The 22,716-nt window shown below is 48.8% G+C and carries 19 protein-coding genes; 7 read left to right on the top strand and 12 right to left on the bottom strand.

Annotation, left to right across the window (positions count from 1 at the left end; genetic code table 11):
- Window positions 1-171: 171 nt before the first annotated feature.
- The gene (gene yiaK / locus E1919_RS20530) at window positions 172-1,155 is read right to left on the bottom strand and encodes a 3-dehydro-L-gulonate 2-dehydrogenase (protein ID WP_162055301.1); all 984 of its coding nucleotides are present in this window, start codon (window positions 1,153-1,155) and stop codon (window positions 172-174) included.
- A gap of 174 nt (window positions 1,156-1,329) precedes the next feature.
- A complete protein-coding gene (rpoN, locus tag E1919_RS20525) occupies window positions 1,330-2,769 on the bottom strand; it encodes an RNA polymerase factor sigma-54 (protein WP_162055300.1) in 1,440 nt (479 codons plus the stop codon).
- 335 nt (window positions 2,770-3,104) lie between these two features.
- Between rpoN and asnS the strand changes: the two genes are divergently transcribed.
- From asnS to E1919_RS20510, 3 genes are all read left to right on the top strand, one after another.
- The gene (gene asnS, locus E1919_RS20520; protein ID WP_162055299.1) at window positions 3,105-4,544 is read left to right on the top strand and encodes an asparagine--tRNA ligase; all 1,440 of its coding nucleotides are present in this window, start codon (window positions 3,105-3,107) and stop codon (window positions 4,542-4,544) included.
- Between the two features lie 117 nt (window positions 4,545-4,661).
- The gene (locus E1919_RS20515) at window positions 4,662-6,158 is read left to right on the top strand and encodes a hypothetical protein (RefSeq protein ID WP_162055298.1); all 1,497 of its coding nucleotides are present in this window, start codon (window positions 4,662-4,664) and stop codon (window positions 6,156-6,158) included.
- Window positions 6,159-6,299: 141 nt separating this feature from the next.
- Entirely contained in the window at window positions 6,300-7,853 is a 1,554-nt protein-coding gene (locus E1919_RS20510; protein ID WP_162055297.1) for a hypothetical protein, read from the top strand.
- A 95-nt stretch (window positions 7,854-7,948) separates the two neighbouring features.
- Here the strand turns inward: E1919_RS20510 and E1919_RS20505 are convergent, their stop codons facing one another.
- Window positions 7,949-8,443 (bottom strand): DUF4168 domain-containing protein, encoded by a 495-nt coding sequence (locus tag E1919_RS20505; RefSeq protein WP_162055296.1) that lies wholly within the window; start codon window positions 8,441-8,443, stop codon window positions 7,949-7,951.
- Between the two features lie 257 nt (window positions 8,444-8,700).
- On the opposite strand from E1919_RS20505, the gene E1919_RS20500 reads away from it, so the two are divergent.
- The 3 genes from E1919_RS20500 to E1919_RS20490 are packed head-to-tail and all read left to right on the top strand — an operon-like array spanning window position 8,701 to window position 11,293.
- Window positions 8,701-9,399, top strand: a complete 699-nt coding sequence (locus E1919_RS20500) for a DUF2306 domain-containing protein (RefSeq protein WP_162055295.1) — start codon at window positions 8,701-8,703, stop codon at window positions 9,397-9,399.
- Window positions 9,400-9,419: 20 nt separating this feature from the next.
- Window positions 9,420-10,523, top strand: coding sequence for a sensor histidine kinase (locus E1919_RS20495; RefSeq protein ID WP_162055294.1), 1,104 nt, complete (start codon window positions 9,420-9,422; stop codon window positions 10,521-10,523).
- Window positions 10,523-11,293, top strand: a complete 771-nt coding sequence (locus E1919_RS20490) for a LytR/AlgR family response regulator transcription factor (protein ID WP_162055293.1) — start codon at window positions 10,523-10,525, stop codon at window positions 11,291-11,293. Before E1919_RS20495 ends, E1919_RS20490 begins: the two co-directional genes overlap by 1 nt.
- A gap of 28 nt (window positions 11,294-11,321) precedes the next feature.
- Here the strand turns inward: E1919_RS20490 and E1919_RS20485 are convergent, their stop codons facing one another.
- The 4 genes from E1919_RS20485 to E1919_RS20470 all read right to left on the bottom strand — a co-directional run bounded on the left by E1919_RS20485 (window position 11,322) and on the right by E1919_RS20470 (window position 15,410).
- Window positions 11,322-11,927 carry a hypothetical protein gene (locus tag E1919_RS20485; RefSeq protein ID WP_162055292.1) on the bottom strand — a complete coding sequence of 202 codons (606 nt, stop codon included), beginning with the start codon at window positions 11,925-11,927 and terminating at the stop codon, window positions 11,322-11,324.
- A 116-nt stretch (window positions 11,928-12,043) separates the two neighbouring features.
- The gene (locus E1919_RS20480) at window positions 12,044-13,423 is read right to left on the bottom strand and encodes an FAD-dependent oxidoreductase (protein ID WP_162055291.1); all 1,380 of its coding nucleotides are present in this window, start codon (window positions 13,421-13,423) and stop codon (window positions 12,044-12,046) included.
- A 69-nt stretch (window positions 13,424-13,492) separates the two neighbouring features.
- Window positions 13,493-14,071: an alpha-ketoglutarate-dependent dioxygenase AlkB family protein gene (locus tag E1919_RS20475; protein ID WP_162055290.1), complete on the bottom strand. Its 579-nt coding sequence runs from the start codon at window positions 14,069-14,071 to the stop codon at window positions 13,493-13,495.
- Between the two features lie 64 nt (window positions 14,072-14,135).
- Entirely contained in the window at window positions 14,136-15,410 is a 1,275-nt protein-coding gene (locus E1919_RS20470; protein WP_237144720.1) for a cation:proton antiporter, read from the bottom strand.
- Window positions 15,411-15,764: 354 nt separating this feature from the next.
- On the opposite strand from E1919_RS20470, the gene E1919_RS20465 reads away from it, so the two are divergent.
- Window positions 15,765-17,141, top strand: coding sequence for an alanine/glycine:cation symporter family protein (locus tag E1919_RS20465; RefSeq protein ID WP_202915958.1), 1,377 nt, complete (start codon window positions 15,765-15,767; stop codon window positions 17,139-17,141).
- A gap of 134 nt (window positions 17,142-17,275) precedes the next feature.
- On the opposite strand, the gene E1919_RS20460 is transcribed toward E1919_RS20465, so the two are convergent.
- The 5 genes from E1919_RS20460 to kynU form a co-directional block, all read right to left on the bottom strand.
- Window positions 17,276-17,857 carry an EF-hand domain-containing protein gene (locus E1919_RS20460; RefSeq protein ID WP_162055288.1) on the bottom strand — a complete coding sequence of 194 codons (582 nt, stop codon included), beginning with the start codon at window positions 17,855-17,857 and terminating at the stop codon, window positions 17,276-17,278.
- 258 nt (window positions 17,858-18,115) lie between these two features.
- Window positions 18,116-18,745, bottom strand: coding sequence for a CatB-related O-acetyltransferase (locus tag E1919_RS20455; RefSeq protein ID WP_162055287.1), 630 nt, complete (start codon window positions 18,743-18,745; stop codon window positions 18,116-18,118).
- Between the two features lie 46 nt (window positions 18,746-18,791).
- On the bottom strand, window positions 18,792-19,235 hold the full coding sequence (locus E1919_RS20450; RefSeq protein ID WP_162055286.1) for a GNAT family N-acetyltransferase: 444 nt from the start codon (window positions 19,233-19,235) through the stop codon (window positions 18,792-18,794).
- Window positions 19,236-19,417: 182 nt separating this feature from the next.
- The gene (locus tag E1919_RS20445) at window positions 19,418-20,878 is read right to left on the bottom strand and encodes a potassium/proton antiporter (protein ID WP_162055285.1); all 1,461 of its coding nucleotides are present in this window, start codon (window positions 20,876-20,878) and stop codon (window positions 19,418-19,420) included.
- 147 nt (window positions 20,879-21,025) lie between these two features.
- Window positions 21,026-22,300, bottom strand: a complete 1,275-nt coding sequence (gene kynU / locus E1919_RS20440) for a kynureninase (RefSeq protein WP_162055351.1) — start codon at window positions 22,298-22,300, stop codon at window positions 21,026-21,028.
- Between the last annotated feature and the right edge of the window lie 416 nt (window positions 22,301-22,716).

The following is a 22,716-nucleotide window of genomic DNA, read 5'->3' as shown; positions in this document are numbered from 1 at the left end:
TTACAAATGATGAATTATGAATGGTTGCCTGTATGAAGGCATCAATTAAGTACTGAATAAATTTTGTATGACATCACACCTTCTGTTATACATCACAAGTCACTGAACATCAGCATACATAGAAGAACATCTCCTGACACAGCGCTGTGGCCTCCTATAAGCAAGGCAATTCTACAAATCTAAAACCTGCTTCCAGATCTCCTCATTTACCGGAATACCTTCTTTTTGATTTCGGTGCCGTGTGGCTAAAGAGCTTTCACCCGGATACCGGATCTCTCCCCCGTCATCCATCACTCCGCTGGTTTTCGTGTATGCAATAATGCGGTTGCTGATAGAATCATCCAGGCTGCTGGCATCTATGCACAGGAAAAACTGCGAAACGCCGGCTTCGTTTCCTGCCTCTGTAATCTGCTTTACAGAGCGCCCACCGCTTAAAGAAGAAACCAATACATCTAGCACAAGCGAAAGCCCTGATCCTTTCCAGAAACCGATTGGCAGGCTCCGCTCTGTTTCTCTAATTTGAGCCGGATCTTTCGTTAACTGTCCCTGTTCATCATATCCACCGTCTACCGGTAGCTCTTTCCCTTTTAACTCATACTCCTGCAGCTTACCATATGAGAACTGCGAAATGGCCATATCCAGCACAATATGTCCTTCTTTCCGAGGAATAGCAACCACGAGTGGGTTATTGCCTAACCGGGGTTCGTTTCCGCCCCAGGGGGGTAAATTGGCGATGCTGTTCGTGGCACAAATACCAATGCATCCGGCGTCTGCCGCCTGCCAGCCATAGGTTCCGGCACGCATCCAGTGGTTGGTGTTTTTAACCGCTACGCAGCCCATGCCGTTTTCTTTCGCCAGTGCTATAGCCCGCTGCATTGCTTTTGTGGCGGTATACATACCTGGTGCCAGGTGGCCGTCCCACTGCTCTGTCACACCGTTTTGCCCTACTTTCTCAGGTTCGGCATCTACATCAATCAGCCCGTCCTTCACCATCTGTACAAAAACTGGAAAACGGTTCAGGCCATGCGAGTACACCCCGTCTCTGCTGTTCCCGGCAAATATCCGCGCGCACATTGCTGCCCGCTCTTCTTCAAAATCCAATTTTAAGAGCACGCGCTCAAACTCAGCTTTTAACTCCTCAAACGATACTTTCATGTCGGTAATTTAATGTTCTCGGGTGTACGTGATAAACTGCAGCTTTGGTTAGCTATGATGAAGCGACGCACGTAGCAAGACACTATACTCTATCAGCATGTAACACTGACATGGCAGAGGAACGACATACATTCTTTTGGAGTGAAAGGAACATACAGTTCGGCGGCACAGCTCCTACAACTCTTTGCGCAGGCGGGCTACGGGTATGTTGAGCTGCTCCCGGTATTTGGCGACGGTACGGCGGGCAATGTTATAGCCTTTGTCGTTCAGCATCTTCTCAATTTTCTCATCAGAGAGTGGCTTGCGCTTGCTCTCACCTTCAATTATCTCTTTCAGGATGTGCTTTACCTCGCGGCTGCTGGCGTCCTCGCCGGAATCAGTGGCTATACCCTCTGAGAAGAAGTACTTGAGCGGGTAAATACCGAACTCTGTCTGCACGGCTTTGCTGTTGGCCACGCGGCTCACGGTACTGATATCCATCCCAATTTCCTCGGCAATGTCTTTCAGAATCATCGGGCGCAGTTCGCTTTCGTCGCCCTCCAGGAAAAAGTTGTGCTGGTATTTGATGATGGCCTCCATAGTGCGCAGCAGCGTGTTCTGGCGCTGCCTGATAGCATCTATAAACCACTTGGCGGCATCCAGCTTCTGCTTCACAAAGGTCACCGTCTCCTTCAGCTTCTTATCCTTTTTGTCTGACTTGTCATAGGCATCAAACATGTCGGAGTAAGAGCGGCTGATGCGCAGGTCAGGGGCGTTGCGCGAATTCAGCGATAGCTGCAGTTGCCCGTTCTCATTATTGAGTATAAAATCCGGGATAATGTACTGCACCCGCGTCATGCTGGCACCCGCACCACCCGGCTTCGGGTTTAACCTGATAATCAGGTCAATGGATTTCTTCAGCTCGTCTTCCGAGATGTTGAATTTGCTCTGTATCTTCTGATAGTGCTTCTTCGTGAACTCTTCAAACGACTCCCGAATAATCCGTTCCGCCAGTACGGTAATTGGATCCTGCTCCCGGCGCTCGAGTTGTATCAGGAGGCACTCAGGAAGGTCGCGGGCGGCAATACCGGCAGGGTCAAAGCCCTGGATCAGGTGCAGCATCTGCTCAATCTCCTCTTCGCCCGTCTCGATGTTCTGCGAGAAGGCCAGGTCGTTGGCAATGGCGCTCAGGTCACGGCGGATGTAACCGTCATGGTCGATGCTGCCGATAAGCTGCATCCCAATGGCATATTGCCTGTCGTCCAGGTCCAGGAAGCCTAACTGGTCCATTAGCGAGTCGGTGAGGGTAGAGGTCATAGCTATCGGCATCTCCTTGTCCTCATCATCACCGCCGCGATCTCCCTGCATTTTATAGCCGCTTATCTCGTCGTCATTCAGGTAATCATTCAGATCAACATCGTCTTTGCCGTATTCCTCTTCGCCTTCGTAGTCATCTGACTCATTATACTCTTCGGCAGATTCTTCACGCCCCTCCTCTAAAGCAGGGTTTATCTCCATTTCTTCTTTTATGCGCGCTTCTAACTCAACAGTAGGTATCTGCAGCAGCTTGATAAATTGTATCTGCTGCGGCGATAGCTTCTGAGATAAAAGTTGTCTTAAATCGAGTCGCTGCATAAGTTTATGTGAGAAAAAATGCTTTTAAGTGCACATTCAAATTTAGGATAATTTTACTCGCATTTACAAAAAAGGTTAAAATATCGTTACTTTGAGGGAATTTAAGAAGACACAAGTAGCAGGATATAAGACACAAGACTTTGTTACTATAAATTGCCTACGTGAGCAGGGGATGCTGTTACACTCCGTATTGTAACAGTAACACCTCATACCGTTATGCTTGTTCAGGATAACACCTGTGCCGCCTACCGGACTATGCGAATCAGAAGGTACAAATAGTCCGTTCGTCTTGTATCCTGCTACTTGTGTGCTAATACTCTATTATAACCGAACACATGCAACGCACAAAAGTAAAAGACCTGCTAACGGGTGCCGAAGCAGGCAAAGAGGTACTGCTGAAAGGCTGGGTGCGCACCAAGCGCGGCAACAAGTTCGTAAGCTTTATCGCCGTGAACGACGGCTCCACCATCCATAATTTACAGGTAGTAGCCGACACTGAAAAATTCAGCGAAGAGGTTCTGAAGGATGTAACTACAGGTGCGGCCATTGCTGTGACCGGTGAGTTGGTGGCATCGCAGGGCAAGGGACAGGCCTACGAGATTCAGGCCAGCGCTATTGAAGTGCTGGGCAAAGCCGACCCGGAGACTTACCCGCTGCAGAAGAAAGCGCACTCGCTGGAGTTCCTGCGTGAAATCGCGCACCTGCGCTTCCGCACGAACACGTTTGGGGCAGTTTTCAGAGTGCGTAACTCACTGGCTTTTGCGGTACACAGGTTCTTTAACGAGAAGGGGTTCGTATACATGCATACACCCATCGTAACCGCTTCTGATGCTGAGGGTGCCGGTGAGATGTTCCGCGTGACGACGCTGGACCTGGATAACCCACCACGCACCGAGGAAGGCAAAATCAACTTTGAAGAAGACTTCTTCGGCAAAGCCACTAACCTGACGGTGTCCGGGCAGTTAGAAGGAGAACTGGCTGCCATGGCTTTCAGCGATATCTATACGTTCGGACCTACTTTTAGAGCTGAAAATTCGAACACCACGCGCCACCTGGCTGAGTTCTGGATGATTGAGCCGGAGATGGCTTTCTACAACCTGAAAATGAACGCAGACCTGGCGGAGGAGTTTATCAAATACATCATCCGCTATGCGCTGCAAAACAACCGCGAGGACATCGAGTTCCTGGGCCAGCGCCTGGTAGAAGAAGACAAGAGCAAGCCACAGAACGAGCGCCAGGAAATGACTTTGCTGGAGAAGCTTGAGTTTGTGGTGAACAGCAGCTTTGAGCGTGTTACGTATACCGAGGCCATCGATATCCTGCTGAACTCAAACCACTACAAGAAGAAGAAGTTCCAGTATGAGGTGAGCTGGGGTGTAGACCTTCAGAGCGAGCACGAACGCTACCTGGTGGAGAAACATTTCAAAAAGCCAGTGATCGTGACGGACTACCCGAAGGACATCAAGGCCTTTTACATGCGTGTGAACGACGACGGTAAAACAGTAGCCGCCATGGACATCCTGGCACCGGGCATCGGTGAGATAGTGGGTGGCTCGCAGCGTGAGGAGCGCCTGGATGTATTGGTTGAACGCATGAAAGGCGTAGGCATACATGAAGAGGACCTGTGGTGGTACCTGGATACCCGCCGCTTCGGAGGCTGCCCACACGCTGGCTTTGGCTTAGGCTTTGAGCGCATGGTGCAGTTTGTAACTGGCATGGGCAACATCCGCGACGTGATCCCTTTCCCGAGAACGCCGCAGAACGCTGAGTTCTAAAATCCTTTTGTACCTTAAAAAAAAGCCCGGCTGTAACAGCCGGGCTTTTTTTATTCGACCAATACAATAAATATAATCTTCCATATATTTAGACTCCCAATTAATTGTGAAAAAGCGATGAACAAACTTTACAAGCTTATGCTGGGCTTGCTATTGCCTATGGCGGCACTGGCGCAGGAGGAGGTGGCCGTAGTGCTACTTTCAGAATTGCCGATGCCTGTTAACTCAGTGAACGGAATTGCGCAAGCAGCAGACGAGGCAGGCAACATTTGCCTTCAAATAACCAGCGACGACTCACTTCAACATTCCAGCACAGTTCAGTTAATAAGTTTATCACCGGAGGGGCAAGTGCTGTCAAAAGCAAAACACTATCCGGTTCTATTTACCAATCAGGAACTAATCGGAGTTTCAGTAAGGCCACAGCATTTTAACTTTTATCGCTTCAACAAAAAAGCGACCACGCATAGAGTGCTTGGTTTTCAGGTAGAGAAAAGCACTGGTCTTTCTACCTCCCTGCCTGCCATAACCTTGAACATTGACCCGAAAAGTAAGTATGTCACCAGCTTCGTTGAAGGAAATGAAGTAGTTATGCTCTACTACCTCAAAAAACCAAGTAGTGTACAAGTAGTCCGTATTGATACGGCCGGTCAGCAGCACCTAAGTACGATACCAGTAAACATCGACAACGCATCAGATCATTTTTTGCGCTACGGTGATATCATCTACATAAATGATCAAACAGCCAAAACTGTTTTTGCGACACATCACCAAAAGAAAGTGTACAAGCAAGGCAACAAACTTTATTTTGTGTTCGATGCCTATACACCTGTACACAGTACAAAAGCCACTACTGAGATTCTGGAGCTTGACATTAGCGCTGGCACCTCACAACTTATCAAACTCCCTGATCTGCCCATAGCAGCTTCTTCTGATTTTAACTCATACCTTTTTAAGGGTCGTATTTTCAGGTTATTTTTAAGCCATCACGACCTTGGAATCACTGTTTTTGATCTGCATACCACAGAGCCGTTAGCTGCTTATTTGTTCAGGAAAGACAATGAGCTAACGTTGAAGTCTACGCCAGTAACTATGCTCGGAGTGGCTGATAACTCTTATACAGATAATAAAGTGCTGGTAAAAACAAGCCAGGTGCTCCACAAGATGGACAAAGGCAAGCCTGCTATAGTGGTAGAGGACTTAGGCAATAAAGTGCTTCAACTTACCGTAGGTTCCTATAAAGAAGCCGTCCAGTATAGCGGGGGCGGTATGATGATGCCAGTGGGCGGAGGTTCCTTTTCAACGCCAGGTGGCATGGTGCCCGCACCTACTACCTGGAGGTATATGGGAACACCAGGAACCTCTACCCATAGCAGTGGAGTAAGTACCTTCTTCAAAGCCTTTGTGGATGCGGATACATATCAAAAGACAGAAAACGCAAAGTTTACATCACTACAGGACCAGTTAGAAGCCTACGAGGAAGTACTGCGCCGCATAAATACCACCGTGGGCGTTAAGACACATTTCCGAAACAACGGCAAAGCTTATATGGTTTATGAAGACAAAGATGAGAAAGCTTTAAAGCTGGTTATGTTCACTGAAACTGCACCACAATAGAAAGAGAGCATGTAGAGCGTTAGAATAAGCAACCGTAACATCAAACAGGCTCACTTAAAAATTTTTACGCTTACCTGCTGATTTTGTATACTTTGGCCAAAAATTTGTACGTTACACTTGTAACAATCAAGCCTTTATACTATGCGTAAGATATTTCTAAGCCTGCTCTTAATGGGTGCCGTAGCTACCGTGGCAAATGCTCAGACAGAGTTCGCAAATATAGACCTTCCCATGAACCGCGCCGAGGATTTAGTAACGGTAGCAGACGAGAGCGGTAATGTGGTTATTTACTTTTACCAAGGCGGCAGACTGAACTTTTCGTTGCTCTCACCAGACGGAAAGCAAATTGCGCAGCACGATATTCCGTACCGCATGTCGCAGGAGCCACAGATTCTGGGCACACGCGTAACAGATGATGAGTTCATCTTCTACAGCCGCTATACAAACGGCCGCCGGGAGTATGTGCGCCCCTTTGCAGTTCACCGCAGAACAGGAGCCTTCCGCAGCATGCAGGACGAGCAGTTGCAGGTTGCCCGCAATGCTAATTTCCTGGGCGGTTTCGGCAATAAGGAGCACTTTTATATGCTCTACACCGATAAGGACAACAACCTGCACCTGTACCGCGACAATGATGAGGAAGCAGCCCGCTTAGAACACAGGGCTTTCAAGCCTGAGATGCCGCGCACCCGCGACCGCTATGCCCGCGAAACAGACCTTATCTATGTAAGCGACAACATTGAGCAAAATGTGTTTACGGGGCATCACCGCAGCAAAATCTATATCCGGGGCGAGAAAATCTATATGATTTTTGACGGGTTTGACCTGAAAGGCAAAGGAAAGAAAGAGACCACTACCGAGGTCCTGACGCTGGACTGGAGCACAGGTGAGACAAACTACCGCACCCTTCCGGCAGTTGAGCAAGGCAATACGCCCACCTTTAACTCTTTCCTGCATAAGGATAAGTTGTTCAGGGTACAACTGGAGAAAGACAAGTTTCGGCTAACAGCATTCGATTTTAACACCCTAAAGCCGATTAAGGAGTACGCATATAGCGGCGATGAGGAGATAGCCATCAAGTCTACGCCTGTACAGCAGCGCGGCGCTAAGTCCATCTTCTCTTCTGATAAGTCGGTAATAGAGAAGACATCAAAGGTGATGAAGAACCTGGCTAACGGTGTACCGGCCATTACGGTGGATGCCTTCAGCGACAGCACGCTTCAATTGACGATTGGTTCTTATAAAGCGCCATCAGAAAGAAACGGCCGTAACGACGATAGCCGAATGGTCCGCACGCCAGACCGCTATGTTAGAACATCGCGCGGACTGATGATGGTGCCGGGCCGCTGGACGCCTGCTTACACTATCCCGAATTATTACATGAACTCGCCATACTACAGCCGTTACTTCTATGACCCGTATGGCCAGGGAAGCGGTTTCAACTCAGGACCAGGCACCAGCACCTACTTCAGGTCTGTGCTTAGTGCTGATGATTTAGCAAAGGTAGAGTCGAAGGCAGAGTCGGAAGTACTGCAGGAAAAAATCGAGAACTTTGAGCAGGATCTAAAGCCAGAGCCCGAGTTTAAGACCGTATACCGCTACGGCGATAAGTTGCACTATGGTTACTATGACCGCAAGGCCAGAACTTTCCGGATTATGGAATTTGCACACGGCCAGGAGCAGGACAAGCAAAAGTAATCTAGAATAAGTAAGCTCCGCTAAAAGTTTAAAGCCCCGCCAGGTATGGCGGGGCTTTTTAATTAGGTATGTAGGTATGGATAAAGGCGGCGTGTTTACTGCTGCCCCATCATTTGGTTTACCCTCTCCTGCAGTGCAGGGTCCTGGCGGTAAGCCATCATAATCTGCTCATACTTCTCCAGGGTCATGCCGTCTTTCTGTATGGCAGTCTCCACTTCTTTCTGCATTTCAGGCTGCATCTCCATCATGCGCTGCGCAGCCTTATTAAAAGCAGCCATTTCTTCTGCTGTGGCATCCACTTCGGTTAGCTTTTGCTGCTGATGCGCCTGTGCCATTTCGTTAAATTTATCAATGCTCAGGTTTTCTTCCTGCAGAATACCCAGCATTGTTTTCTCACCTTCCTGCTGCACCAGCATCAGGCGGCTGCTGGCATCTGCAAATTGCTTCAGATCAGCATCTGAAAAGTTCTGCTGCGCTCCCTGTTGCACCGGAGGCGTGGCTTGCTGTGCTGTTGCTACTGTACCGGCAGCAGAAAAGCCTAGTATGAGCGCAGCAATAGCTGCCCCCTTCAGTTTATTAAATAAGCTCATAAGATTCTGAATTAGATAATTAAGAGGTGTTAAATAAATTATAATCAGGCAGGTCAAATTTCCGGTTACCCGCTAATTTATACCTGTTTTTAGTACAAATAGTTGTGCTACGCTCCTACCAGCAGGAACAGGATATATCGCTTTACCTCATGCTACACTTCATCCACCTGATTCGACAGTTCATCTACTTATAGTTTAGGAAGGACATAGGCTTTTGCACCTTTGGTATAAATCCTAACCAGAAAACGAGAATTGCCATGGAAACTTTATTTACACCGCTCCTCATCCTCCACATTGCAGCAGGTGCCATCAGCTTGATTTCAGGGCCTATGTCTATGTTCAACAGGAAGGGCGGCAGACACCACCGCCTCACGGGCAGGGTGTTCTTTTATGCGATGATGCTGGTGGCGGTTACAGCTGTTGCCATGGCTGTTTTGCCAAACCACCACAGCCCCTTCCTACTCATTATCGGGGTTTTCAGCGCCTACCTGGTTAGCTCCGGCTACCGGGTACTGTACCTGAAAGGCCTGGTGAAAGGGCAAAAGCCACAATTGCTGGATTGGGTAATTACACTTACCATGGCAGTATTCGCTGCATACTTTATATATACTGGCGTTAAGAGCATCAGCAGTAGCAACGGAATTGTGTCGGTAGTTTTCGGAAGTATAGCACTGGCGTTGGCAGTTAGTGATATCCGCAAATACACCAAGGCTCCCGCTGATAAAAACTTCTGGCTCTACGACCACATCACCCGCATGGTGGCAGGCAACATTGCTGCTTTTACTGCTTTCCTGGTGGTGAACAACACAGTGCTTCCGTCCGTGGTCGCCTGGCTGGGGCCAACCGTTATTGGCTCTGCCGTTATCAGCTTTTTCATCACGAAGTATAAACTGAAAGCCAAACGAGGAAAAACCACAAACGAGCAGGCGATAGTAAAAACCGCTGCAAATAAGTAAATTAAGATTTAGACTTTTCGATGGCACTACTCAAAGACAAGCCCATAGCCACCAATCAAACCTCAGGGGAAGTGACAACTCCTGCCAGGGATGCTGCCCCTGGCAAACTGCGGAAGCTCCTGAAGCAGCTGGCCTTTTTACTGGCCGCTATTACGGCTATCGTATTTATCATCTGCCCCAGCTGCTTTCTAAACGACCTGAAGCAGACCACCTATACTATTACCTTCTCGTTTGTAATGTTCGTGGGGCTGTGGCAGGCCAACAAACAGCTTGCCCTTGTGCTGAACAAATACCTGCCATGGTTAGAAAACCTAGGCAAGAGGTTAGTTTTGAGCATTGTGGGCATGTTGGTGGTTTCAACTGTCGTTACTGTCTTCATCAATGCAGTTTTCCTGGCTTTGAAAGGCATTCAGTTTCAGGAACTGGGGCCGCAGGCGCTAAGAAATAATGTATACGGCCCGCTGTTTATCACCTTCATCATCTCCCTGACCATGCACAGCCGCTCCTTTCTACTGGGCTGGCGGCAAATGGCCATCAATGCTGAAAGGCTGCAGAAGGAAAATATCGCCTCGCAGTACGAGTCGCTGAAAGCACAGGTAAACCCGCACTTCCTGTTCAACAGCCTCAATGTGCTTACCAGCCTGGTAGAAACAGACCAGCAGCAGGCGGTAAAGTTTATCCGGAAGCTCTCCGAGGTGTACCGCTACGTGCTCGACAGCCGCCAGAAAGAGGTAGTGCCGCTGCCGGAGGAGCTGTATTTTCTAGAGTCTTACATATACCTGCAGAAGATTCGCCATGGCAATGCCCTGCTGCTGTACAATGATCTGCCGCAGGACACAAGCCTGCTGGTAGTGCCGCTGGCGCTTCAGATGCTGCTGGAAAATGCCATTAAGCACAACGTGGCGCTGGAAGAGGAGCCGCTGAAGATTAGTTTATACCTGGACCAGAAGTATATTGTGGTAAAGAACAACCGGCAGGAGCGCCGCATCCGTGAGGAGTCTACCGGTACTGGTCTAGCTAACATCGAGGCACGCTACGGGTATCTCACAGGCAAGCCTGTGCTGATCCAGCAAACGGCGCAGGACTTTATCGCTAAAATTCCAACCTTAAACTTTAAGGCATAATGCGGGCACTGATTATCGAAGACGAGAGGCTGGCAGCTGAACGGTTAACGAGCATGCTGCAAGCGTGTGATGCCAGCATAGAAACAGTGGCCACTGTACCTTCCGTACGCAGAGCCGTGGAAATACTCGGGCTCAGGCCGCAACTCGACCTTGTCTTCATGGACATACAACTGGCTGACGGGCTGAGCTTCGAGATATTTGAGCAGGTGCCGGTGGAGGTGCCAGTCATTTTCACCACGGCTTACGACGCCTACGCCATCAAAGCTTTCAAAGTAAACAGCATCGATTACCTGCTCAAGCCTATTGATGCGGATGAACTGCAGGCTGCACTGGAGAAATTCAGGAAAATCAGCCACTCCAGCACAGCTGCCTTCCCGCAACCGGGCGCACTGGAGGAGGCTATACAATTACTTAGCGGCAAAAAGAACTACAAGAACCAGTTTGTGGTGAAAGTGGGAGAGCACCTGCACATGATTCCGATAGAGGAGGTGGCCTCGTTCTATAGCTATGAGAAAGGAACTTTCCTGCAATGCGTCAGTGGGAAGCGTTATGCGATTGACTATACCATGGAGCAGGTAGAGCAACTAGTAAACCCGGATATCTTTTTCAGGGTGAACCGCAGCTATTTGGTTCGGCAAAAGGCTATCAAAGACATTATCACCTGGTCTAACAGCCGCCTAAAATTGGAGCTGCACCATACGGGGCCTGCCGGAGAGGTGGTAGTAAGCCGGGAGAAGGTGCGGGCGTTTAAAGCCTGGCTGGACAGGTAATTGAGTCTTTTACGGCAAGCTTGTTACTTTAGAGACCATCTTGCACTACAATGGGAGGCCCGCTTTTCAGCACGTAGATGTATTTTCCTGAATGAAACCGAAAGTAGTCTATCCGGAAGTTCTTGTCTCTAAAAGCTACACTTCCGTCCATGTTGTAAACTGTCATATCCTGCGGTTTCTCCAGAAAAACATCTACTTTCTTACGAAGCTTCTTCTTACTCTTTTCAGAGAAGTTCAATTCAGCAACACTTTCGAGTACAGGTAAATACACAAGAACCAAGCGGCTTCCTATGTAGGTATAAAAGGAAGGGTATACATTATCTGCAGCATCTTCTCTAATACTCATTAAAGATGTATCAATATAGTACCTGGCTGTAGTGTCTCCCTTAAGGTTACCTTCAACAAATATCTTTATATAGCCCAACCCCTTTTTGAAGAAATTTTCAATAAACACTTTATCTGTACTCGTAGTGTCTACTTCTCTGTTAACTTCCTCCTGAATAAGCTTTTCGACCTCCTTCACAAGAAAAGTATCCTTTATAGTGATGTACTGAATAGCAACCGCCTCTTTTTTCTGGCTGAAGGCAGAGAACACCAGCAGGTAAAGTATGAGGAAAGAAAGGAGCTGCTTCATATAGAAATTTCTCAGGTCAGGTATAGGCTCACGTAAGTTCAGAATCTACAACAACATCAGGCTCCGCTTTAGCCATAATTCTGTTTGAAGCAAGATTATACAAGGGACAGATAAAGTTATCTTTTATACTTCTTCAGCTTTTCTTTCTGAATTAGCTGCTTCTCCAGTAGCTGCTGCACTTCCGGCCTATTGTAATCCTCTACGGTTTTAACGTGTTTCATCACCTTCTTCATGATCTCCTCCTGCTTCAAACCTGTTTCCATGGCATAAGAATAAGGCAGATCAGTGAAGGTAACCATAGCGTAGAGTGGGATCCAGATATCGGGGTACTGCTCTGATATTTTGCCTTCAATCTTTTTGCGGAGCAGGAAACTCGGCTTGGCTACTTTGTCCCGCATCTCGATAAAGTTCATCACAGCAAGGTCGGCAATGGCATCGGCATTGGGTTTGCGGCGGCGCTCGAATTTATCGAACAGCTCCTCCCAGTTTTCTCCATCGAAGCTTTCCAGCATCTGGTCCAGCACCGTGATGTCTTCGAAACCGGCATTCATACCCTGTCCGTAGAAAGGAACCACCGCGTGGCTGGCATCGCCTATCAGCAACGATTTCCCTTCATAGCTCCATGGAAAACATTTAACAGTGACTAGAGAGCCAACGGGATTTTCGAAGTACTCGTTTGCCAGCTCCGGCATCAGGGGAACGGCATCAGGGAACACTTCATTGAAGAAATTCAGCAAATCAGCCTCGCTTTTAATGTTGGCAAAGGAGCGTTCGCCCTCGTAGGGGAAGAAAAGGGTACAGGTAAAGCTGCCATCGATGTTGGGTAGGGCAATCATCATATAGTTGCCGCGCGGCCAGATGTGCAGCGCGTTCTTTTCGATTGGCCAGCCACCGTCTGCCGTGGCTGGTATGGTAAGCTCTTTATAGCCATACTCCAGGTAATGCTGCTCATAGTTGAAGCGCTCGGTCTTCTGCATCGCACCCCGCACCACTGAAAAAGCGCCATCGGCCCCGAAAAGCAGGTCTGGCTGTATAGTTTCCGATTCACCGGAAGTCAGGTTGCGCAGCTGCACCTCGTTGGTACGCAGGTTCACATCCAAAGCCTGGCGGCTGAAGTGGTACGCAATATCCGGGTTCGGCTCCGAGAGGTTCATCAGCGCCATGTTCAGCCCGCCTCTGGACACAGAGTAAATAGCCTGCTCCTCTTTACCGTAGGGCTGGAAGGTGAGGTTGCCCTGCTCATCGTGCATCACGCGCCGGCGCATCGGGATAGAAACCTTGCGCACCTCCTCCTCTATGCCAATGCCTTTAAGGGCACGCCAGCCACGGTCGCTGAGGGCAAGGTTGATGGAACGGCCGACATCTATAATGGTGGTGCGCAGGTCCGGGCGGCGCTCGTACAGGTCTATTTTATGGCCGCGCCTGGCCAGGTACAGAGACAGCAACGAGCCCACCAAACCGGCTCCCATGATGGCGATGTTCTTCTTCTCGGTCATATTGTATGCAGGCCACAGGGCCTCTTGACGATGTAAAGTAACGGCTTCCGGCCCGGATTGGCAAAAATGCTAGCCTCTCACATTCCGGAAGGTAAGGTTGATGCGTGGTTGTACGGGGCGTCTGGTCTTGGGGATGTGGTGTAACCAGTGGTGTTGCGTAGGGCCTTGCATTAGCAGCAGACTGCCGTGAGTGAGGGTTATACTTATTGGCTTCAGGTCTTTGCGGGTGCGGTGCTTCAAACTGAACCGGCGCTCGCCGCCAAAGCTCAGGCTGGCAATAGCCGGATCTTTCCCTAGTTCTGCTTCATCGTCGGAGTGCCAGCCCATGCTGTCGGTGCCGCTCCGGTAAAAGTTCAGGAGCACGCTGTTATAGCTTTTGCCACTGGCCTGCTCTACCCGTTCCTTCAGTTCCAGCAGCACCGGCAGCCATGGTTGCGGTGCGTTAAAAAGCCCGGAGTAGGTATAGCCTTTGTCGCCGTACCAGGCAGTGAGGCGCGGCATGAGTAGTTCCTTGCCGAACATACGGATGTGTTCCTGCTGCCAACCTATACTTTGCTCCAACTCCCGGAAATAAGCATCACTTTCTTCCAAGCTGAAAAGCTGCGGGGCATAGTATACTTCAGCGTCAGGTAGCGGTAGTTTTTGCAATCAGGTAAATTTATATTGGATAGCGTTTGGTAAACTAAGATGGAGTGGCTCCGTTTGCTTCTTATTAAATCTCATCAGGAGTTTGATCAGGTTTAGGAATAGGCCGTCCGCTTTTCTTACGCGCAACATCCAGGGCTGAAATAACACTTGTAGCGGTTATACCATGTAGTATAATAGACAGCATCACGATAAACGCAACAACAGACCACAGTTCATTGGCCTCTGGCAGGCCAATTTTATCTAAAGCAAAAGACAGGTAAAAGAACGAGCCAATGCCCCGAATGCCAAAGAATGAAACTGCCAGCTTCTCCTTTAAGGTAGAGTAAGTACCCAGCATACTTGGCAATGCTGTCACTGGCCTGATAAGAAACAAGAATACGATACCAATTAATGCACCCTGCCAGGATAAGTAGTCTAAAATACCAGTCACAAGACTACCGCCAAACAAGACCAGCAATATCACCATGACAATTCGCTCCACCTGGTTAATGAAATTGTGCATCTCGATGTTATATTCATCTTCTGCTTCAATGCTACTTACAGTAAGCCCTGCTACAAACACAGCAATAAAGCCATAGCCATGCAATAATTCGGTTATTCCGTAAGTAGCTAGTGTAGCAGAAAGTGCCAGGAAACCATGCTTTGCCTTCGGAAAACCAGTTTTCTTGGGAAGAGAAAACAGCAGGTAGGCCAGTCCGCGCCCTATCAGGTAGCCCGCTCCGGCACCTACCATTATCCTATACAGCAAGTCCCGCAAAACCCAATCTGTAAACCACTCACTACCTGTTCCTGCCGATATAGCCAGCACCACCGCCAGCCATGTAAAAGGGAAAGCCGAGCCATCATTTAGCCCAGCTTCTGCCGTAAGTGAGAAGCGTACAACATCCTCCTCTTTATCATCCGGCGGGCCCACCTGCACCTGCTCTGCCAGCACAGGGTCAGTAGGTGCCAGTACGGCACCCAGCAAAACAGCACCTGCCACAGAAAAGCCAAGGAAGGTCCACCCTAAGAACGCAATGGCCGCAATGCTCAGCAACATGGTAATGCTCACCAGCCGAAGCGGAATCCGCCACCTCCTAAAACCAAACTTTCGCCGGATTTTTAGCCCTGTTCCCATCAGCGAGATTATAACACTAAGCTCTGTGAGCCGCACCACATATTCTTCCCGCCAAATCGGATCGGGGGAAGGCAGCCCTAACGGCAACAGGTACATGAAAACTCCTAACAACAGATACACAATAGGGTACGAGAAAGGTGTTTTCTCCATCAAAGTTGGCACCCAGGTCATGGAGAGAGCCGCCAGCCCTACCACAGTCATTGCAATTATATAATCATCCATCTGATATTCTATCCTTAGTTCAGAGACTTAAGAAGGGCATCAAGCTTATTAACAGGCGCTGCATGATGCCGTACAGCAGTGCTTGTTACAAATAGGCATACATACGTATTTTAATTTGTGTTGCTCTAATATTTAGGCAGACACAAGAAGAGTCAGAGTGTTAGATGACTTTACTGTACCCAAATCACATCCTGATGTGATTTAAAAATCTGGCTTGAATGAGCAGTTCCGCAAGAAAACCTGTTATAAATACGTATTCCAAACCAGGTATAAGGGCTCACAGATTAGCATTAACACTTGTTCCATGCCTATCTTTATCCTTTGGACACTACATTGAGTAAAATATTGGAAGCGATAGAAAATTTTTTAGTTGCCTTCAGCAATGCCGCCTGGGGCCTGCCTTTGCTTCTCCTGCTCATGGGAGGCGGCACCTTTTTCATGCTGTACTCCAGGTTCCTGCCCTTCCGCTATCTGGGGCATTCGGTTAACGTGCTGCGCGGCAAATACGACGACCCGGACGACCCAGGCGATATCAATCACTTTGAAGCGCTTTCGAGTGCGCTGGCTGCTACAGTCGGCATGGGTAACATCAGCGGCGTGGCAGTAGCCATCACCATGGGCGGCCCAGGTGTTTTGTTCTGGATGTGGGTGAGTGCTTTTGTAGGCATGGCTACTAAGTTTTTTACCTGCACACTGGCAGTCATGTACCGCGGCAAAGACAGTAACGGCCACCTTGAAGGCGGCCCTATGTATGTCATCGTAGAGGGATTGGGCAGGAAGTGGAAACCATTGGCGGTATTTTTCTCCATTGCTGGCTTGTTTGGTGCCTTGCCTATTTTCCAGGCAAACCAATTAACACAGGTTATACGCGAAGTGGTGCTGGTGCCGAATGGTCTCGGCTCTACCGATACTTTCTACTCTGACCTTGCTACAGGGCTTACACTGGTGCTCATCACATCACTTGTTATTTTCGGGGGTATAAAGCGCATCGGGCAGGTGGCAGGCAAAATGGTGCCGAGCATGGTGGTGCTGTATATGCTTGCGGTGTTTTATATTATGTTTGCCAATTACACCAGCATCCCGGGCGCTTTTGCCATGATTTTTAAAGATGCGTTTACCGCAGAAGCCATGCTGGGCGGAGCCGTTGGAGCCATCATTATAGCCGGCGCACGCAGGGCCGCCTTCTCCAACGAGGCAGGTATAGGCACAGCCGCTATGATGCACGGTGCCGCCAAAACTGACGAGCCTATCCGGGAAGGCCTGGTGGCCATGCTAGGCCCGCTCATCGACACACTGGTGGTATGTACTCTCACAGGCATAGCCATTATTGTAACAGGCACCTGGGACGACGCGCAGGCCAATGGGGTTACAGTAACGGCAGCGGCTTTCGACGATGCCATGCCTGGCTTCGGAAGCTACATCCTGGTGCTATGTGTGCTTGTCTTCGCCTTTACCTCGCTTTTCTCCTATTCCTACTATGGCACCAAATGCTTCGGCTTCCTTTTCGGGGCAAAGTATAAGTCCTATTACAACTACTTTTATGTGTTTACAATCATACTGGGCGCCACTGCTTCTATCACCGCTGTTATCAGTTTGATTGATGGCATGTACGCCATGATGGCGATTCCGACCATGACTTCTGCCCTGCTTTTGTCGCCGAAGGTAATGGCGGCAGCTAAAGATTATTTCAGGCGGATGAGAGAATTCAGGGAAGAGGGAATGAAGGTATAATTTGTGAAAGGCGAACCAAGGTCTTTCCCTTATTAAAGAGCAGAAGGCGAGTTAGCATTCAGCAAATAACACAAGAAAGCCTGCAGCGCTTAAACCTGCAGGCTTTCTTTTATATTCCAAATCCTGTAATGCTATCAGGAACCATAGTACCTGTTGTACCTTCTGTCATAATCCTCGTTCGTAATCGCACCATCCCGGTCATTGTCCCAAAGGCCAAAGATGCCATCTGAATACTCCCGCTCATTAATCATACTGTCACCGTCTACATCCCACTCACCAAAATAGTTGCTTCTTGCAACTGCGGTACGAAACTCGCCTTCATTTATCTGGCTATCCCCATCGGTATCCCATTCAGACATGTTCTGGTTTTCCATTCCAAAGTCACTGGTGGCATTGTTCCATTCGTCTTCGTCCAGAACGTTATCGTCGTTTACATCCCAGGTATCGAAGTAGCCGCTGTAAAACTCATTTTCATCCAGCATGTTGTCATCATTTTCGTCCCAGCCATTAAAACGGCCAGACGAGGTGATGGAGGAGCTAAAGCGCTCCGTATCCCAATTATCCATTACACCGGCACTTTCTTCTACGTCAGTGGGCTCTCCTACTATTGCAGTTTCTGCTTCTTCACCGCCACCGCAAGCCACCATGCTTATCATTAGCGAGCAGCACAGCCCGTAACGAAGCGGTTTCCATAAGTTTAATCGATTTTCTTTCATAGTTGTTTGTTTTCGTACAAAATCTATTTCTTTCCTCTACGATACCAGTCCGTCATAGGATTAGCATAACAACTGTAGTTCCAGTATAGCGCTGTCGCCAACTGGCGAAGAAAACGGACGCACCCGCCTACAGATTGCAGTGTCGGCGAATGTGGCAAAGGATTTTATAAGCAGTTGAAGGAGCTTGAAGAGAATGAGGCTTGAAGGTGTAGGTCGTGAAGGGGAAAGCGAACGAAGAATGCCTGCCGAAGGCGCTGTTTATTCGCTACCGCTCAGGTTACCTATGCTGTTGCCCGTTAGGTGATGCAGGTTCTGCGTTATTTTCACTATGTCCCAGTCCCACCATTTTATGGCTAGCAACTCGCTTATCTGTTCTTCTGAAAAGCGTTTTTTTATTTCTTTTGCCGGGTTTCCTCCCACAATAGTATAAGGCGCTACATCTCTGGTTACAGTAGCATTAGCCGCAATTATTGCTCCGTCACCAATCTTTACGCCTGCCATGATAGTAGCTTTATACCCTATCCAAACATCGTTTCCTATCACCGTGTCGCCTTTGCTGGGGTAGGCTTTTCGGTTCATGGCATCCTGCCAGCCATTGCCAAAAATGGCGAATGGATAGGATGTAATAGCGTCTGTCAGGTGGTTGGCCCCATTCATTATGAAGGTGACTCCTGACGCTATCATACAAAACTTCCCGATGGTCAGTTTGTCGCCTATAAAGTCAAAATGATACTTTACGTTCTTCTCAAAATTATGCACATCTTCAAAATCATCATAGTAGGTATAATCGCCCACTACAATGTTTGGGTTGGTAATGATATTCTTTAAGAAGCAAAGCCTGTTGTAGTGGGCTAAGGGAAAAGTATCGTCTTTATTCGGACCTGTCATATATTTTAGGATGGTTAAATGAAAAACTATTCTTATATGAAAAAACTTACTCTTTCAAGGTCATCTTCATTTGGTAAAGATCAAATCCTTTTGCCCAAAAATCCTTCTCCGTTTTTTCTAACTCAAACCCCATCTTCTCATAAAACCTATACACGAATTGGGTTGTCCTGACGACAATTAGATTGACAGCTGCATTCTTGTTGATGTGCTCAATTCGGTGAAGCATCAGTTGTTTTCCAACGCCTTTTCCCTGGAAGGCTGGGTGAATGATGTCCCAGGATATCCGGGCTAATTTAGACTCCGAAAAGTAATTGATGCCGCCCGAACCGATGACTCTCCCTTTCTCCTCTACAACAAAATAGTCTTCCAACCGATTGTCAAGATATTCTATGAAGTCCGCTTCTTCGGATGCATCGAAATATTGTGGCGTATTAAGCCGGAGCAGGTCTAAAAGCTCCTCTTTATCTCTACTTGTGTAGGCTCTGATCATGATTCTCTTGTTACTGTTAGCTGCTGTATCAAATAAGTTATTGCAGTATCAACCTTACATGGCTAGGTAAATGGAGCCAGGATGATTGATTACACTATCCTTATTCCTTCTGTCGGTAATGCCTGATATAGCCTGATTTTTCACCCGTTGTTCTTAGCAACCATACACATCTGCACTGAATACTATAACCCCAGCACCTGATTTACCTCCTGTAACGCCTCGTCCTGGTCGACCATCACCATCAGTTTGTCTCCTGCTGCCAGCTCTGTGGCCCCGTTTGGTGTTACAAACTTGCCGCCCCGGTCTATTAGCACAATCAAAGAAGTTTTGGGCAACTGCAGGTCCACCAATGGTTTCCCAACGGCGGAGCTGCTGCCAGGAAGATGGAGCTCTACCAGCGAACTGCTGGACTTATACCCTAAGTCCTCGCCTAATTGCACGCGCTTCGGGCTGTTATCCTGCTCACTCAGGTTCAGCCAGTCTGCTACCAGTTTTAAAGTGGTGCCCTGCAGCATAACAGATGTAAGCACGATGAAAAACACGATGTTGAAAATCATGTTTGACCTTTCTACACCGGCCAGCAAAGGGTACGTGGCAAACACAATGGGCACTGCCCCTCGGAGGCCTACCCACGACACAAACAGCTTGTCCTGCCAGGACGTTTTAAAGAAGGCCATACCGATGAATACGCTGACCGGCCTGGCTACCAGAATCAGGAACAGCGAAATAAGGATGGCAGAGCCTATAACAGGCAACATTTGCGACGGGAACACCAGCAACCCCAGCGTCAGGAACATCAGGATTTGCATGAGCCAGGCAATGCCGTCATAGAACTTGGTAAGGCTACGCTTATGTATAAAATTATGGTTGCCCATGATAACCGCCGAAACATACACTGCCAGGAAACCGTTTCCGCTAATCAGGTTTGTGAAAGCAAAGGTAAAAATCACCATCGCCAGCGTCAGCGCCGGGTAAAGCCCCTCCTGGTCCAGCCGGATGCGGTTGATTGTCCAGACCATGACGCGGCCCATCACCACACCCATTACGGCACCAATCGTCATCTGCAGGAAGAACATGGGCACCAACTGCCAGATGCTGGCCTCCTCGTTTGTGAGCAGAAAGGTAAAGCTAATGGTCAGGAAATAGGCCATCGGGTCGTTACTGCCGGACTCCAGCTCCAGCGTAGGCCGCAGGTTGTGCTTAAGGCCGATGTTTCTGGTGCGGAGAATAGAGAATACAGCTGCTGCATCTGTAGAGGACACGATGGCTCCCAACAGCAGCCCCTCCAGCAGCGTGAAGTTTAATACATAGGTGGCAAAAAGCCCCACCAGCATGGCCGTAATCAACACCCCCAGCGTAGACAGCGTGATGCCACGCCAAAGGATGGGCCTAGTGCTCTCCCAGCGCGTGTCCAAGCCGCCTGAGAAAAGAATAATGGTCAGCGCTATGGTTCCCAACGACTGCGCCGTTTGGGAATCATCAAAGTAGATACCGCCAATACCCTCCGAACCGGCCAGCACGCCTACCCCTAAAAAAAGCGCCAGTGAGGGAATGCCCAGCTTGCCCAGGTTCTTACTAATCAGGATGCTCAGAAAGAGTAGAATAGACGCACTCAGTAATATATCTTCAATCGTAAAATTCATATCTGATTTTATGGCTGCACTAACAATTGCTGTTGTATACTGAAAACAGGCGGCAAGGTAAACCTGCAACTTCTGCTGCTATACAACGCAAAACGGAGAGGTAGTTTACGTACTCCCTCTCCGTTTCTGCATAAACCTCACAAATAATCAATGCCCTTGCAGGCAATCGTGCAGGATTTCAGAAAAGCGATATACTTCTTCAAAGCTGTTGTAAAGTGGCGTAGGAGCCACCCGAATCACGTTTGGCTCCCGGTAGTCCACGATAATGCCAGCCTCCATCAGCCTGTCGAATAACTGGCGGGAATTCTGTTTAACCAGCAAAGATATCTGGCAGCCACGGGCCTGCGGGTCGCGCGGCGTAATCATCTCCAGCACATCCTCCCCCACCGGTACATCATCAATCAGGAACTCCAGGTAGCCTGTGAGTTTTTCACTTTTGGCGCGAAGGTTTTCCATGCCTGCCTCGTCGAACAGTTCCAGTGAAGCGCGATGTACGGCCATTGGTAGAATCTGGCTGTTGCTCAGTTGCCAGCCTGCGGCGCCTTCCATCGGCTTAAAGCCCTTTTTCATCTGGAAGCGCTCTTGGGCATTGTGCCCCCACCAGCCTGCAAAGCGGGGTATGCTGGGGTCGTTGCCAAACCGCTCGTGCACATATACCCCAGAAGTGCCGCCCGGACCGGAGTTAAGGTATTTGTAGCTGCACCACACGGCGAAATCCACATCCCAGTCGTGCAGTTGCAGGGGCACGTTACCGGCAGCATGCGCCAGGTCGAAACCTACAAAAGCGCCTGCCTCATGGCCTGCTTTTGTGATGGTCTCCATGTCGAATACCTGTCCAGTATAGTAGTTAATACCCCCCATCATCACCAGCGCCAGCTCGTCGGCATGTTCTTTTATGCTTTCGATGATGTCTTCGGTGCGCAGGGCATGCTCGCCCTCGCGCGGAAAAAGCTCTATCACGGCTTCATCCGGGTCATAGCCGTGGAATCTGGTTTGCGTCTCCAGGGCATACTGGTCCGAGGGGAAAGCCCCTCCCTCCGTGATAATTTTAAAGCGCTTGCCCTGCGGCCTGTAGAAAGAGACCAACATGAGGTGCAGGTTCACCGTCAACTGGTTCATGATAACTACCTCACTTTCTCTGGCACCTACCACACGGGCGGCACCTCCAGCCAGCAGCTCGTGATAGTTCACCCAAGGTTCCTCTCCTTTAAAGTGCCCCTCCACCGCCAGGTTGGCCCATTTATACATTTCATTGTCGATGTACATCTGTGCCGACTTCGGCTGTAAGCCAAGGGAGTTACCACAGAGGTAAATAGCATCTTGTTTGTTTACCTGCGGAAAGTAAAAGCGGTCTCTAAAATGCCTTAACGGGTCTTGCTGGTCCTGCTCCTGTGCGAAAGCGAGGGTATTCTGGTAGTTCATGCCTGTGCGAATATTGTACATGTAAGCTACTTTACGCAGCTAATGTTTTCTGAATGCTGCTAATATAAGGAAATGAGTGCTGAGTTACGAGTAAGAAAGGCTACTGTGGCAGACGCTCGCAGGAGCTGCGCACGCTGCGAGGTCTTTAGAGCAGGCGCAACATATACTAGCATCTGTTCTGTATCAAGGAGAACAGATGCAATGCAAAAACAGCCTACAAACCAGCAACTACAGATTCCCTGCCTTGGATAAGAAGGGGTTAGGGGTAATGCCGTCAACTTAAGCTTTATTTTGTCATCCTATCTTTGAATGGATGTGCAAGAGTCCTAAAATAGTCTTTACAAAGAAGGGCTGAGTCTGTAGCTTTAAAAGCAAAAGAAGAAGGGGAAAAGAGTAAGGCAGCTGTTTGTCATTGG

This window comes from Pontibacter pamirensis, from assembly GCF_010015475.1.
Taxonomy (GTDB): domain Bacteria; phylum Bacteroidota; class Bacteroidia; order Cytophagales; family Hymenobacteraceae; genus Pontibacter; species Pontibacter pamirensis.
This window is presented reverse-complemented; position numbering and strand designations above follow the sequence as displayed.